13 protein-coding genes are annotated in these 13,698 nt (G+C 66.3%); 7 read left to right on the top strand and 6 right to left on the bottom strand.

Translation table 11 applies throughout. The features are described from left to right. The first annotated feature begins 66 nt into the window (after positions 1 to 66). The 3 genes from WT24_RS08440 (at position 67) to WT24_RS08430 (ending at position 2,721) form a co-directional block, all read left to right on the top strand. On the top strand, positions 67 to 501 hold the full coding sequence (locus WT24_RS08440; protein ID WP_060032621.1) for a phosphatase: 435 nt from the start codon (positions 67 to 69) through the stop codon (positions 499 to 501). Positions 502 to 683: 182 nt separating this feature from the next. After that, a complete protein-coding gene (locus tag WT24_RS08435) occupies positions 684 to 2,309 on the top strand; it encodes a histidine-type phosphatase (protein ID WP_060032618.1) in 1,626 nt (541 codons plus the stop codon). A gap of 106 nt (positions 2,310 to 2,415) precedes the next feature. Continuing rightward, positions 2,416 to 2,721: a hypothetical protein gene (locus tag WT24_RS08430; RefSeq protein ID WP_060032615.1), complete on the top strand. Its 306-nt coding sequence runs from the start codon at positions 2,416 to 2,418 to the stop codon at positions 2,719 to 2,721. 21 nt (positions 2,722 to 2,742) lie between these two features. On the opposite strand, the gene WT24_RS08425 is transcribed toward WT24_RS08430, so the two are convergent. Further along, positions 2,743 to 3,120: a hypothetical protein gene (locus tag WT24_RS08425; protein WP_257127454.1), complete on the bottom strand. Its 378-nt coding sequence runs from the start codon at positions 3,118 to 3,120 to the stop codon at positions 2,743 to 2,745. A 333-nt stretch (positions 3,121 to 3,453) separates the two neighbouring features. On the opposite strand from WT24_RS08425, the gene WT24_RS08420 reads away from it, so the two are divergent. After that, positions 3,454 to 5,058, top strand: coding sequence for an EAL domain-containing protein (locus tag WT24_RS08420; protein ID WP_060032747.1), 1,605 nt, complete (start codon positions 3,454 to 3,456; stop codon positions 5,056 to 5,058). A gap of 18 nt (positions 5,059 to 5,076) precedes the next feature. Here the strand turns inward: WT24_RS08420 and WT24_RS08415 are convergent, their stop codons facing one another. The 4 genes from WT24_RS08415 to kduI form a co-directional block, all read right to left on the bottom strand. Beyond that, positions 5,077 to 5,448 carry a hypothetical protein gene (locus WT24_RS08415; RefSeq protein WP_060032744.1) on the bottom strand — a complete coding sequence of 124 codons (372 nt, stop codon included), beginning with the start codon at positions 5,446 to 5,448 and terminating at the stop codon, positions 5,077 to 5,079. Between the two features lie 61 nt (positions 5,449 to 5,509). Then, positions 5,510 to 6,391 (bottom strand): DNA-binding transcriptional regulator KdgR, encoded by an 882-nt coding sequence (gene kdgR / locus WT24_RS08410; RefSeq protein WP_060032609.1) that lies wholly within the window; start codon positions 6,389 to 6,391, stop codon positions 5,510 to 5,512. Positions 6,392 to 6,450: 59 nt separating this feature from the next. Then, positions 6,451 to 7,257 (bottom strand): 2-dehydro-3-deoxy-D-gluconate 5-dehydrogenase KduD, encoded by an 807-nt coding sequence (gene kduD / locus WT24_RS08405; RefSeq protein WP_060032606.1) that lies wholly within the window; start codon positions 7,255 to 7,257, stop codon positions 6,451 to 6,453. A 4-nt stretch (positions 7,258 to 7,261) separates the two neighbouring features. Next, complete coding sequence (gene kduI / locus WT24_RS08400) at positions 7,262 to 8,098, bottom strand: 5-dehydro-4-deoxy-D-glucuronate isomerase (RefSeq protein ID WP_060032603.1); 837 nt, start codon at positions 8,096 to 8,098, stop codon at positions 7,262 to 7,264. Positions 8,099 to 8,378: 280 nt separating this feature from the next. On the opposite strand from kduI, the gene kdgT reads away from it, so the two are divergent. Further along, positions 8,379 to 9,398 (top strand): 2-keto-3-deoxygluconate transporter, encoded by a 1,020-nt coding sequence (gene kdgT, locus WT24_RS08395; protein WP_060032600.1) that lies wholly within the window; start codon positions 8,379 to 8,381, stop codon positions 9,396 to 9,398. Between the two features lie 176 nt (positions 9,399 to 9,574). Here kdgT and WT24_RS08390 read toward each other — a convergent pair whose 3' ends face one another. After that, the gene (locus WT24_RS08390; RefSeq protein WP_060032596.1) at positions 9,575 to 9,949 is read right to left on the bottom strand and encodes a nuclear transport factor 2 family protein; all 375 of its coding nucleotides are present in this window, start codon (positions 9,947 to 9,949) and stop codon (positions 9,575 to 9,577) included. A gap of 100 nt (positions 9,950 to 10,049) precedes the next feature. Between WT24_RS08390 and WT24_RS08385 the strand changes: the two genes are divergently transcribed. Both WT24_RS08385 and WT24_RS08380 read left to right on the top strand, forming a co-directional pair. Then, positions 10,050 to 11,033: a LysR family transcriptional regulator gene (locus tag WT24_RS08385; RefSeq protein WP_257127332.1), complete on the top strand. Its 984-nt coding sequence runs from the start codon at positions 10,050 to 10,052 to the stop codon at positions 11,031 to 11,033. Positions 11,034 to 11,218: 185 nt separating this feature from the next. Then, positions 11,219 to 13,597 carry a DNA polymerase II gene (locus WT24_RS08380; protein ID WP_060032592.1) on the top strand — a complete coding sequence of 793 codons (2,379 nt, stop codon included), beginning with the start codon at positions 11,219 to 11,221 and terminating at the stop codon, positions 13,595 to 13,597. Positions 13,598 to 13,698: the final 101 nt, after the last annotated feature.

The following is a 13,698-nucleotide window of genomic DNA, read 5'->3' as shown; positions in this document are numbered from 1 at the left end:
TCGACGCTAAGGTGTGTGGCATTCCCGTCGGCGAACGGATCATCACGTTTCTGAAAAGGAATCACCGTGGTCATCGAAGCCATCGTCACCCGTCTCGACGCAGCATTCGCGCAGATCGAAGCAACGCCGGATTCGCGCGAGTCGCGCCATCAACGCGACGCGATCCTCCGTTGGCTGGACCGGGCATCGGAAGAAGGATATCGGCTCGGCCTCGTCACGACGCTGCCGGCCGCGCGGCTCAACGACATGTTCGAAGGCCAGTTCGGCCGCGCGAACCTCGACCGCTTCTCGGTCGTCGTCACGGACACTGATCAACAGGACTCCCGATCGAATCGGCATCCGTTCGACGTCGCGCTGCAGGCGCTCGGCGTGCCGCGGGAGCGCGCGGTCGGGATCGCGAGCAGCGAACCGGAACGCCGCGAAGCTGAGCATTTCGGGTTGTCGCGCTGTGTGAACATCACCGACACGGTGCGCTCGATCGCATCGGCCGGGCTGCACTGAACGCCAGCGCCCGGGCCGGCTCGAGCCGGCCATCGTCATCGATCCGGCGGCAATCCGACGATTGCCCGACCGCATCCTGACATTCTGCTGTCAAAGTCGCTTGCAACACTGCGGGGCTCGACCACTTTCCCCCGGCGACGGGACGACGCGCATGCGCATCGTCCCGTCCGTTGCCCGCCACGATGACACGCCCGATCCGCACCGCCGCCGCTCTCACGATTGCCTGCCTGTTGCTCGCCGCTTGCGGCGGGGATGACTCGACGCCGCCTGCCACGTCGGCCGACAACAACGGCACGGCGCCCGCGCCGCAGCCCATGCCTGAGCCCGCGCCGGCCCCGGCACCCGCGACCTACTACCAGACGAAGACGCCGTACCGCCCGCAGCAGGACGCCGCAACGTATGAAGCGCCGCCGGCCGGCTACGCGCCGGTCTATACCGAACTCGTCGCACGTCACGGCTCGCGCGGGCTGTCGGGCTTCAAGTACGACGGCGCGATCTACGCGATGCTGGCCAAGGCCGAGGCCGACGGCGCGCTGACCACGCTCGGCGCGCAGCTCAAGGCCGACACGTACGCGATGATGAAGGCCAATGCGCTGCTCGGCTACGGCGTGCAGGGCATCTCGACACCCGGTTACGGCAACCTGACTCAAACCGGCATCCGCGAACATCAGCAACTCGCCGCGCGTCTCGCGCAGCGGCTGCCCGCGCTGTTCGCGACGGGCAATCGGCAGGTGGTCGTCGTCAACTCGGGCCAGGATCGCGCGGTCGAAAGCTCGACGTATTTCTCGGCGGCACTCGTCGCCGCGCAGCCGGCACTGGCGCCGGCCATCACGCTGCCGGCCGCGCCGGCCGGCTATCCGGCGAGCGCACCGGTCGCGCAGCCGGCCGGCACCAACCGCTTCCTGCTGTATTTCCACTCGCTGAAGCCGGCCACCGATCTCGTGACCGACACGAGCGATCCGTACTACGCGACCTATCAGGCGAGCCAGGCGTACCAGGCCTACGCAAACGACGCGACGGTGGCCGCGAAGCTGAAGGCGATCAAGGCCGCGCCGCAGGCGGCCGACGTCGCGCAGACGGTGCTGTCCGCACTCGTGTCGCCGGCCTTCATCGCGAAGCTCGGCTCCGACGGCTACACGTTCGCGAACACCGGCACCTATGCGTTCACGTCGTCGGACGGCAAATTCACCAACACGCTGAAGGGCGACGGCAAGACGAAGATCGCGACGGCCGTCGACGCGGTGAACGTGCTGTACAACCTGTTGCAGGTTGCGCCCGCCATGACCGCGGAAACCGGCGGCGTCACGATGGAGAAGTACATCGGCGCCGAGCAGGCGCAGTATCTCGCGTATCTGCAGGATGCCGAGGACTACTATCAGAAAGGGCCCGGCATCCAGGAAGCGAACCCGGTGACGTACCGGATGGCGAAGGTGCTGCAGGACGACTTCTTCGGCGAAGTCGACGCAATCGCGCGCGGGGACCTGACGCACGCCGCGAAGCTGCGCTTCACGCATGCGGAGATCGTGATTCCGTTCGCGTCGATCATGAATCTGAAGAACGTGTTCGTGCCGACACCGCAGGCACAGACGTACACGTATGCGAACAACCCGTGGCGCGGCGACCAGGTGTCGCCGATGGCCGCGAACATGCAGTGGGACGTCTATCACAACGGGTCGCGGCTCATCGTGAAGATGCTGTACAACGAGCGCGAGACGGATTTTCAGGCCGCGTGCGACGGCGCGAAGATCGCGCCGGGCAGCCACTTCTACGACTACGCGGGGCTGAAGCAGTGTTACGGGTATCAGTGACGTGAAGCGCAGCGCCGCAGCCTGCAGCGGTGTGGCCGGCCGGCATCTCGCGCCGACGAACTCGCGGCGGCTCGCCGGGTCGAACGAGCATCGTCGGAGGACTCCCATGAAACGCGTCGCGCTTGCCGCCGTCCTGACCCTGTTTGCCGCCATCGGTGTGCCGGCTGTCGCCGGCGCGCCATCGGGCGCCGCCTCGGCGGCCCCGACTCAGGCATACGCAAAGAATTGCGTACCGTCGCGAGACACCGCCCAGGGCGCCGGTTCATCCTCCCATGCGCCGCCGATCCGCGTCTGCGTCGGCGATTCCGACACGCAACTGAACCTGCCGTGGTTCCTGACCGATGTCCTCACCGCCGTGGACACGCACCAGTCGCCCGGCGGCCTGCTCCGCAAGATGCACAACGATTTCTGAATCGCCGCGGGCACCGCACGCTCATGACGCGTCGGGACGCTTCAGCACCTCGATGAACGTGCCGACGATGCCGGCCCACATCGCGGCGTCGGCAATGCGCTCCAGCAGCCCCCGCAATTCCCGCCGTTCTTCGCTCGACAGCACGCCGTGCGCGCCGCGAATGCTGTCGTAACGCGGCGTACCGCGCGATGCAAGCGCGCGATCGAGCGAATAGTCGCGGGCGGCTCCGTCCACCGAGATCCGAATCCACAGTGAACCACCGTCCGCCGCGGCGGCGCCATCGGTCACAATGACCGGGGATGCGGAATTTTCTTCCATCGCAACGCCCCGGTTGGCAGCGGACCGACAACGGCTCCGCATGAAAATGTTTCTTTTTGAGACACAATCGAGAAATCGCATCAATATTTAAACAACAATATTTCGCAATGGCGCGTCGCATCTTATACTTGCCGCGCACCATCCTCGTGCCAAGAGACGGTGTCTTTGTCCCGGCTGCACACATCGTGCGGCCGGGGCTTTTTTCGGTACGCTGCGTCCATATACATGCTTGATGCGAGCATGTTATTACGGAATGCTGCCGGATAGATGGTCGATCGCGACAGGCTCGCGCCGATGCCCGTCGCAGCGGCCGAATCGACCGGCGTCCCGAAACCGGCGCGCGAGCCGCATGGCCCGGATCAGGCATGCGGCATGCGCGCCGTTTGCACATCGACCGGTTCGATTTGCCACGCCATGCGAACAACACCAAAGGCAACCGGAGGACCGTGGGCGCGCCCCCGCGGCTCGAAGCCCGTTTTCCACCGCAGCGGCGCGTGGCCGCGCATCGTGTTTCTCGCCGCCGCGATCATTTGCGTGCTCGTGCCCGCGTTCGCGATCGTGCTGGCCGACCGCTACGCGGGCGACGCCGTCACCGCGCATGAGCGCGTCGTCGCAAACGACATCGTGAATTCCGTAGACCGCATCCTGGACGGCGTTCGCCTTCGGCACGCGGACGAGCTGACCGCACTCGTCGGCCGGCCCTGCGCGACGGTGTTCCGGACGCTGGCCGAAGTGGGCACTCGCCTGCGCTACCTGCGTGCGGTCGCGCTGGTGAATGACGGGCGCGTCATGTGCTCGTCGGCGCTCGGTTCGATCGACCTGCCGCTCGCCGCCTATGCACGCGAACCGGACCCAGGCTCGACGGTCGTCACGCTGCTGCGGCAGACGCCGTTCCAGCACGACATTCCGGTGCTGTCCGCGTTTCGCGCCACCGCGCGCGGCGCGGGCGTCCTGTACCTGATCGAAGGCGACTACGTAGCCGACGCGCTCGCCCACGGCACCGGCAATGAAGCGGCGACGGCCGTGCTGTCGATCGCAGGTTCGGGCCGTCTCGATCAGCACGGGAAGTTCACGCCGGAAACGGACACAGGTCCCGCGGGCGGCAGCACGATCGCTTCGCAGCGCTGGCCGTTCACGGTGTCGGTCATCGCATCGACGCACTACGCGTCGCAAGTCCAGCGCCACTACCGGTTGATCTGCGCGACGATCGTGCTGCTGGCCGACAGCCTCGTGATGGCCGCCTACCTGCTCGCGATGGCGCCGCGGCGGCTGTTGCTGAAGGCCGTGCGCCACGCGCTCCGGCGCAACGAATTCCATGTCGTGTACCAGCCGATCGTCGATGTGCGGACGCGCAGGACGGTCGGCGTCGAAGCGCTGCTGCGCTGGCACCATCCGAAGTGGGGGGCCATCAGCCCGGCCGTGTTCATCCCGCAGGTGGAATCGAGCACCGTGCTGCCGAAGGTCACCGAATTCGTGCTGCGCACCGCCGTGTCGGAGCTGACCGCGCTGACGCCGTCCGCGCCGCTGCGCATCGCGGTGAACGTCGCACCGCAGGACCTCGAGCGCGGACGGTTCGTGGCCGTCGTCGAGGAAGCGATCCGTGCGCTGCCGCCCGGCTTCACGCTGGTGCTCGAAGTCACCGAACGCATCCTGCTCGAGAAGAACGCGCGAACCACCGAGATCTTCCAGGCGCTGCGGTCGAAAGGCGCGAAGTTCGCGATCGACGACTTCGGCACGCATCACAGCAATCTCGACATGCTGTCGCGCTTTCCGTTCGACTACGTGAAGATCGATCGACAGTTCGTCTCGCAACTGGACCATGGCAGCGCGAGGCTGATCGAGGGGATCGCGGCCGTCGCGCATCACTACGGCCTGAAGATCATCGCGGAAGGCGTGGAGACGGAAGCGCAGCATCGCGCGTTGCAAGCGGTCGGGATCCAGTATGCGCAGGGCTACCTGTATCAGCGCCCCATGCGCGCGGAGCACCTGACACGGGATTTCGCCGGGGCAGCGGTGTAGCGGCGCCGCGGACGGCGACTACTGCGCACCGTATTGACCGCCGAGGTGTACGCGGCCCTGCTCGATCCATCCTTCGAAATCGTCGCCGGTCTCGCCGTTCACGTACATGACGTTGTACCAGCGCCCGTGCGACTTGTAGACGGTCACCGAATCGCCGGGGACGATGAAGGTCCGCTTCGTGACGCACTGCGCGTCGGGCGCCGAGTAGAAATACGCGCGCCCCGCGCCGACGACCGTGCCGGACGCAGGCGGCCGGAAGTTGTCGTCCGGGCCGCTCGTGGCTGCGTCGAGCTTGCCGCAATCGACCGTGCTCTTCGCGTGCGTGCCGTTCGCGCCCAGGCTCGCGCCGAGCACCAGCATCGCGACGCCGATGCGCATCGTCGCTTTCATCTGCATGATTCGTTCTGGATACCGTATTTTTTCGGTTTGCCGGTTCGCGGCCGGCCCACGTTCAATCCTGCGCGACCGTCGTCGCTTCGACCCCGGCCGCTTCCGGACGATGCCCGAGCCGCTCGGAAATCGCCTGCCCGGCCTCCTTCAGCAACGCGACGTAATGCGCTTTCGTGTCCGCACCGCACCGCATCGTCGGAAACGACAGCGACAGCCCCGCGATCACGCGACCGAAACGATCGAACACGGGCACCGCGAGACACAGCAGGCCATCTTCCTGCTCCTCGTTGTCCTCGCCATAGCCCTGCCGCCGCACGTGCGGCAGGATGCTCATCACCGCATCCGCCGACGCGAGCGTTTTCGCGGTCGACTTCCTGAACTCGATGCCGGCCAGCACCGCCCGCGCGTCGGCTGGCGACATCCATGCGAGCAGCACCTTGCCGATCGCCGTGCTGTACAGCGGATTGCGCCGGCCGATGCGCGACTGCATGCGCAGCCCGTAATCGGCGTCGATCTTGTGGATGTAGATGATCGCGTCCTCGTCGAACGCGCCGAGATGCACGGCTTCGCGCGTCAGTTGCCCGATGCGGCGCATCTCGAGATCGGCCTCGCGCACGAGATCCACGCTCTCCAGTGCCTTGCTGCCGAGCTCGAACAGCCGGATCGTCAGCCGGTAGCGATCGGTCTCGCCTTCCTGCGCGACATAGCCGAGCGCCTTGAGCGTCTGCAGGAAGCGATGCACCGTCGTCTTCGACATGCCGAGCTGGTGCGACAGTTCGCTGATGCCGACCTCGCGGCGCTCGCCGAGCGCGGCGAGGATCGTGAAGACCTTGCCGACGGCGGCAACCGAATCGGGCTTCTCGACGGCGCCTGCCGCCGAAAGGTCCGCCCCGGTTTCCTGGTTCGCGTGATCGCGCTTGCGCTGCCTGGGCGTTGCTGTCATGTCCGTGAATCCGTGAGATGCGAATCGGGAGAGCATAACGCGTTCGTCGCGCAATACGGTCAGCGCGCGAGCCAGCCGCCGTCGACGGCGAGCGTGTGGCCGTGCACGTAGTCCGACGCGCGCGACGCGAGAAACACCGCCGCGCCCGCGAGATCGTCCGGCACGCCCCAGCGGCCGGCCGGGATGCGGGCGAGGATTTCGTCGCTGCGCCGGCTGTCCTCGCGCAGCTGTGCGGTGTTGTCGGTCGCCATGTAGCCGGGCGCGATCGCGTTCACGTTGATCCCGTGCGCGGCCCATTCGTTCGCGAGCAGCCGGGTGAGGCCCAGCACGCCGCTCTTCGACGCCGTGTACGACGCCACGCGAATGCCGCCCTGGAACGACAGCATCGACGCGACGTTCACGATCTTGCCGCCACGCCCTTGCCGCACCATCTGCCGCGCGACCGCCTGCGACAGGAAAAATACGCTCTTCAGGTTCACGTCGATCACCGCGTCCCAGTCGGCCTCGGTGAACTCGAGCGCATCGCAGCGGTGGATCATGCCCGCGTTGTTGACGAGGATGTCGACATGGCCGAACGCGTCGAGCGCGCCGCCGACGATCCGCTCGACCGGCTCGAGCGTCGACAGATCCGCGCGCACGTCGACGAAACGCCGTCCCGCGGCCGTCACGCGCGCCGACGTTGCATCGGACGACGAACGGTTCGCGCCGACGATGTCGCACCCGGCCGACGCGAGCGCGACGGCCATCGCCGCGCCCAGCCCGGTGTTGCAGCCGGTGACGATCGCGACCTTGCCGGTCAGGTCGAACAGGCCGGCGAGCGCGGCATGCGCATCGGCGGCGGGAAGATCGGTCGTATCGCGTTTCATGATGTCAGCGCAGGTCGGCAACGGCGATGTGGTCCATGTCCTTGAACACCTGGTTCTCGCCGACCATCCCCCAGATGAACGTGTACGCCTTCGTGCCGACGCCGGAATGAATCGACCAGCTCGGCGAGATCACGGCCTGCTCGTTGTGCACCACCACGTGACGCGTCTCCTGCGGCTCGCCGAGCATGTGGAACACGGCCGCGTCGGCGGCGAGGTTGAAGTAGAAATACACCTCCATCCGTCGCTCGTGCGTGTGACACGGCATCGTGTTCCACAGGCTGCCGGGCTCGAGTTTCGTCATCCCCATCGACAACTGGCAGGTCGGCAATACGTCGGGCACGATGAACTTGTAGATCGTGCGGCGGTTGCTCGTGGCCGCGTCGCCGAGCGTTTCGGGCGATGCCTGCGCGAGCGTGATCGTGCGGGTCGGATAAGCCGTGTGCGCGGGCGCGCAGTTCAGGTAGAACTTCGCGGGCTGCGCGCGATCGTCGCTGCCGAACACGACGGCCTGCCCGCCTTGCCCGACGTAGATCGCCTCCTCCGTGCCCACCGCATGACGCTGCCCGTCGACCTCGACCCAGCCGGCCCCGCCGATGTTGATCGCCCCGAGTTCGCGCCGCTCCAGCAGATGGCTCACGCCCATCGCGGCGCCGAGCGACGCCGGCACTTCGACCGGCCGCGTGGCGGGCCACGCGCCGCCGACGATGATGCGGTCGATATGGCTGTAGGTGAGCGACAGCGCGTCCGGCGCGAACACGTTCTCCACCAGGAAATGCCGGCGCAAGCCGGGGGTGTCGAGCGCCTTCGCGTGCTCGCTGTGAATGCCCTGCCGCACTTCCATGCCGGTTCTCCATGGGAAACGGACACGCCGCCGGCATCGTCGCCGCCGATCGCCCTGATGAAGATTGAAGCACACATTTCTTGAATTCGGAACGTCGATCCGGATTTTCGATCTCGCTTGGCAGGTCGATAAATTCCTTTCTTATCAATGCCGTTACGTATTACGGGTATACGACTACCGCCTAAATTCACAAAAACGGACCATCGTTCCGAATCATGTCCTATAGTCAGTCGGCAGACATCATTCGACAACGGGACGCATCGACGTCCACGGAGGAGACTTGAAGCTGAAACAGGCCATCGACCGCATTCCGGGCGGGCTCATGCTGGTCCCGATGCTGCTGGGCGCGTGCGTGCACACGTTCGCACCGAATGCCGGGAAATACCTCGGCTCGTTCACCAACGGCCTGATCGCGGGCACGGTGCCGATCCTCGCCGTCTGGTTCTTCTGCATGGGCGCGACGATCAACCTGCGCGCGACGGGCGTCGTGCTGCGCAAATCGGGCACGCTGCTCGCGACGAAGATCGTGGTCGCCTGGCTCGCGACGCTGATCGCCGCGCAGTTCATCCCCGACGACGGCATCCGCACGGGCCTCTTCGCGGGACTGTCGCTGCTCGCGATCACGACGTCGATGGACATGACCAACGGCGGCCTTTATGCGGCCGTGATGCAGCAGTACGGCAGCAAGGAAGAGGCCGGCGCGTTCGTGCTGATGTCGATCGAATCGGGGCCGCTCGTCAGCATGCTGATTCTCGGCGCGGCCGGCGTCGCGGTGTTCGAGACGCGGCTCTTCGTCGGCGCGGTGCTGCCGTTCCTGATCGGCTTCACGCTCGGCAACCTCGATGTGGAGCTGCGCGAATTGTTCGGACGCTGCGTGCATCCGCTGATTCCGTTCTTCGGGTTCGCACTCGGCAACGGCATCGATCTGAACGTGATCGCGAAGAGCGGGCTGCCGGGCATCGCGCTCGGGCTCGCGGTGATCGTCGTGACGGGCGTGCCGTTGATGCTCGCCGACAAGTTTCTGGGCGGCGGCAACGGGACGGCCGGGCTTGCCGCGTCGTCGACGGCGGGCGCCGCGGTCGCGAACCCGGCGATCATCGGCGAGATGATTCCGAAGTTCAAGCCGATGGTGCCGGCGGCGACCGCGATCGTCGCGACCGCGTGCCTCGTGACGGCGATACTCGTGCCGATTCTGACGGCGATGTGGGCGAAGCGGGCGGCGCGGGCTTCAGGGGCGCCGGTGAGGGTCGCGGCGCGGGTCGGGAATGGTGGGGCGATCGAGCATGAGGGGCATGTTTGAAGGGTGCCGATTCGAGTCGAGTCTCAGGCACCCGCCTCAAGTCGGTCAATGTTCAACGGCGTAAAAACCCCGGGAAATCGATGAATTTCCCGGGGTTTTTATTCGTCGGTATCAGCGCACACCTTGTCGCGCGCTTGCGAAAACCGGACACCGATGCGCATCTGCCGCGCCGCGCTTCAGTCGAACGTACGCACGATGGCGGACGCCTTGGTCGCGATCAACCAGCGGCCCTCCACCTTGTGCATGACGAAGTGATCGTTGAACAGCCTGTTGCCTATCCGCACTCGCACCGTCGCCGTCGAAAGACCGTCCGAGACATGCTGCATCGCGAGGATCGCCTCGTCTCGGGGCGCGCCGGCCGATCGCGGACTGGGCCTCCCGTTGACGAGCGCCGCGTACTCCGACGACGACAGCGTGCGCAACCGGCCTTCATCCAGCCACTGAACGAAGCCGTTCGGATGGAAAATCTTGTCGAAGTCACGGCTCTTCGGCTCATAAGCGAGGTTGAAATAATCGTCGATCAAGGCGACGACGGCTTGGGTCTGGGTCATTGTCGGCTTTCCTCGGTAGTGAACGGCTCGTATAGTGAGCGATCCTTCCCGCTCTCTGCTACGGCGACCCGGTTATCGCTGCCATTACAGGAACACATGGATGATGGAAGACCTCGATGGAGGGCTGGTCAGCGGCTTGCTCGTCCTGGCAGCCCTGGCCGAATCCGGCAGCTTCAGCCGTGCAGCATCTCGTCTGGGCAAGACTCAGCCGGCGGTCAGTCGCGCCATCCAGCGACTGGAGGACCGCCTGCGCGCGAAGCTCGTGCATCGCACCAGCCGGCACGTCGAAGTGACGGACGCCGGCCATGCGTTGTTGTCGAAAGTGCTGCCGTTACTCCACGGAATCGAAGAGGCGGCCGTCGACGCCTCCGACCAGACCTCGGTCGTCAACGGAACGCTCCGTGTCGCGTGCGATGCCGTGTTCGCGCGCCTCGTGCTGGCACCGGAGCTGACCCGGTTCATGAAGGATCACCCCGCGCTTCACCTGAAGCTGGAAACCCGGAGCGATCTGTCGGACCTGGTCAGCGAGGGATTCGATCTCGCCATCCGATTTGGACCGCCTTCTATTTCGACCTTGGTCTGCCGCAGGCTATACAGTCCTCGGGTACTGACTCTGGCCGCGCCGTCCTACCTGGAGCAGCGCGGTCGGCCAAGGTCGCCGCAGGATCTGGTCGACGGCGGCCATGAATGCATCCTCGCGATCGACCCGGCCACCGGCAGGCCCTTCGACTGGGAGTTCTGGCGTGACGACGAGAAAGTGAAAGTGGCCGTCAGCGGCTCCCTGACCGTCACGGATGCGGGAACCAAGATCGGCGCCTGCCTCGCCGGCTTCGGGATCGCCCAGGTGATCGACCTCGGAATCGACACGCACCTGCGCGCGGGCACGCTGGAGCCGGTTTTGACGGACTGGTGCGGCGAGACGTTTCCTCTTTACGTCTACTATCCCAGTCGAAACCACGTCCCGGCCAAGGTCAGGGCGTTCATCGACTTCGTGGTCGGCATGATGCCCAGGCTACAGTCGAACGGGTATGGCGCCGGCCAGCGGTCGCCCTCAACCGTGCTCGAAGCGCTGCGTCGCGAATAGCGTCCGTTGCCCATCGTGCGCGTGGCCGTCCGCTTCCGCCGTCAGCGACATGCCGTCGCTTCCATTGCGCTGCAAGCGCATCGCCCGACGACTTCCTGCCGCCTGGTGCCAAACGCCCGCCGGCGGCACGACTGCCATTCAAGCGCTAAAATCCGCCGCCTGGGCATCCACGACGAGCAAGCGTTTTGACGGCGTTCGAGCAGGGTTTCATCCTTACCCGCCACTGGCGGGACACCGCATCCGGTATCGAGATCGAGTTCTGGCTGGCAACCGAACGCGGTCCGCGCCGCGTGCGGTTGCGCCCGCAGGAAGCCGTCGCGTTCATTCCGGCCGAACAGCAGGCGCTCGCCGAACGCACGCTGGCCGGCGAACGCGAGGCGGAACTGCGCCCGCTCGCGCTGCGCGATTTCAGCCGACGCCCGGTCGTCGGCCTCTATTGCCGGCGCTATCGCCACCTGTCCGGGCTCCAGAAGCGCCTCGCGGCGGCCGGCGTCGACGTCTACGAAACCGACGTGCAGCCGCCCGATCGCTATGCGATGGAGCGCTTCATCACCGCATGCGTCGAGTTTCGCGGCCAGCCCGGCCGCGACGGCACGCTGACCGGCGGCGAGCTGAAGCCCGCGGCCGGCTACCGCCCGGCGCTGCGCTGCGTGTCGCTCGACATCGAAACCAGCGTCCACGGCGAGCTGTATTCGATCGCGCTCGAAGGCTGCGGGCAACGGCAGGTCTACATGCTCGGACCGCCGAACGGCGATGCCGGCGCGAGCGCCGTCGACTTCCGCCTCGACTACTGCGACACCCGGGCCGCGATGCTCGCGCGCCTGAACGACTGGTTCGACGAACACGATCCCGATGCGGTGATCGGCTGGAACCTCGTGCAATTCGACCTGCGCATCCTGCATGCGCACGCGGAGCAATACGGCGTGCCGCTCAAGCTCGGGCGCGGCGGCAGCGTGCTCGACTGGCGCGCGCACGGCCAGCAGCCCGACCACTTCTTCGCGGGCGCGGCCGGCCGGCTGATCCTCGACGGCATCGACATGCTGAAATCGGCGACGTGGACGTTCCCGTCGTTCAGCCTCGAATACGTGTCGCAAGCGCTGCTCGGCGAAGGCAAGTCGATCGACAATCCGTACCAGCGGATGGACGAGATCCAGCGCCGCTTCGACCACGACAAGCCCGCGCTCGCGCGCTACAACCTGAAGGACTGCGAGCTCGTCACGCGCATCTTCGACAAGGCCGACCTGCTGTCCTTCGCGCTGGAACGCGCGAGCGTCACGGGGCTCGCGGCCGACCGCACCGGCGGGTCGGTGGCGGCCTTCACGCACCTGTACCTGCCGCGCATGCACCGGCTCGGCTATGTCGCGCCGAACCTCGGCGACGTGACGGGGCAGAACAGCCCCGGCGGCTTCGTGATGGATTCGCGCCCCGGGCTGTACGACTCGGTGCTCGTGTTCGACTACAAGAGCCTCTATCCGTCGATCATCCGCACGTTCCTGATCGATCCGGTCGGCCTGATCGAAGGGCTCGCAAATCCCGGCGACGACGCATCGGTGCCCGGCTTTCTCGGCGCGCGCTTCTCGCGCACCGCGCACTGCCTGCCCGATATCGTGCGCCGCGTATGGGAAGGCCGCGACGACGCGAAGCGGCAGCGCAACGCGCCGCTGTCGCAGGCGCTGAAGATCATCATGAATTCGTTCTACGGGGTGCTCGGCTCGACGGGCTGCCGCTTCTTCGATCCGCGCCTTGCGTCGTCGATCACGATGCGCGGCCACGAGATCATGCATCGCACGCGCAAGCTGATCGAAGCGCAGGGGTACGAAGTGATTTACGGCGATACCGATTCGACCTTCGTGTGGCTCGGCCGCGCGCACGACGACGACGAAGCCGGCGCCAAGGGCCGCGCGCTCGTCGAGCACGTGAACCGCTGGTGGCATGCGCACCTGCGCGACCGCTTCGGGCTCGACAGCGCGCTGGAGCTGCAGTACGAGCGGCATTACCGCCGGTTCCTGATGCCGACCGTACGCGGTGCGGAAGAAGGCAGCAAGAAGCGCTACGCGGGCCTCGCGGCGACGGCCGACGGTAGCGAGGATCTCGTGTTCAAGGGGCTCGAAACGGTACGCACCGACTGGACGCCGCTCGCGCAGCAGTTCCAGCGCGAGCTGTACCGGCGCGTATTCAGGCGCGAGCCGTACCGGGATTTCATTCGCGATTACGTGCGGCGCACGCTCGCCGGCGAATTCGACGACCAGCTCGTCTACCGCAAGCGCGTGCGTCGGCCGCTGCGCGAGTACGAACGCAACGTGCCGCCGCACGTGCGCGCGGCGCGCATCGCCGACGAATTCAACCTCGCGCAGGGCCGGCCGCTGCAGTATCAGCGCGGTGGCTGGATCAGCTACGTGATGACGACGGCCGGCCCCGAGCCGCTCGAGACGATGCGTTCGCCGATCGACTATGCGTTCTATCTGAGCCGTCAGCTTCAGCCTGTCGCCGATGCGATCCTGCCGTTCCTGCGGGACGATTTCGAGCGCGTGATCTCCGGACAAGGGCAGTTGTTCGGCGACTGACGGAACGCTGACGCGCCGGAACACGCGTCAGCGCAGTCGTCGCATCGCGCTTTCACATGACGTCGATCACCATCGCATTCCGTCAGCATCGCGCACTCTCA

The organism is Burkholderia sp. MSMB1078WGS (assembly GCF_001528895.1).
Taxonomy (GTDB): domain Bacteria; phylum Pseudomonadota; class Gammaproteobacteria; order Burkholderiales; family Burkholderiaceae; genus Burkholderia.
This window is presented reverse-complemented; position numbering and strand designations above follow the sequence as displayed.

Bases quoted from the DNA above. Each gene is read 5' to 3' on its own strand.
- kdgR (WP_060032609.1), bottom strand. From the start codon at position 6,391: ATGACAGCAACGCCCAGGCAGCGCAAGCGCGATCACGCGAACCAGGAA.
- WT24_RS08390 (WP_060032596.1), bottom strand. From the start codon at position 9,949: ATGACCCAGACCCAAGCCGTCGTCGCCTTGATCGACGATTATTTCAAC.
- WT24_RS08415 (WP_060032744.1), bottom strand. From the start codon at position 5,448: ATGAAAGCGACGATGCGCATCGGCGTCGCGATGCTGGTGCTCGGCGCG.
- WT24_RS08385 (WP_257127332.1), top strand. From the start codon at position 10,050: ATGATGGAAGACCTCGATGGAGGGCTGGTCAGCGGCTTGCTCGTCCTG.
- kduD (WP_060032606.1), bottom strand. From the start codon at position 7,257: ATGAAACGCGATACGACCGATCTTCCCGCCGCCGATGCGCATGCCGCG.
- kduI (WP_060032603.1), bottom strand. From the start codon at position 8,098: ATGGAAGTGCGGCAGGGCATTCACAGCGAGCACGCGAAGGCGCTCGAC.
- WT24_RS08420 (WP_060032747.1), top strand. From the start codon at position 3,454: ATGCGAACAACACCAAAGGCAACCGGAGGACCGTGGGCGCGCCCCCGC.
- WT24_RS08425 (WP_257127454.1), bottom strand. From the start codon at position 3,120: ATGCGATTTCTCGATTGTGTCTCAAAAAGAAACATTTTCATGCGGAGC.
- WT24_RS08430 (WP_060032615.1), top strand. From the start codon at position 2,416: ATGAAACGCGTCGCGCTTGCCGCCGTCCTGACCCTGTTTGCCGCCATC.
- WT24_RS08435 (WP_060032618.1), top strand. From the start codon at position 684: ATGACACGCCCGATCCGCACCGCCGCCGCTCTCACGATTGCCTGCCTG.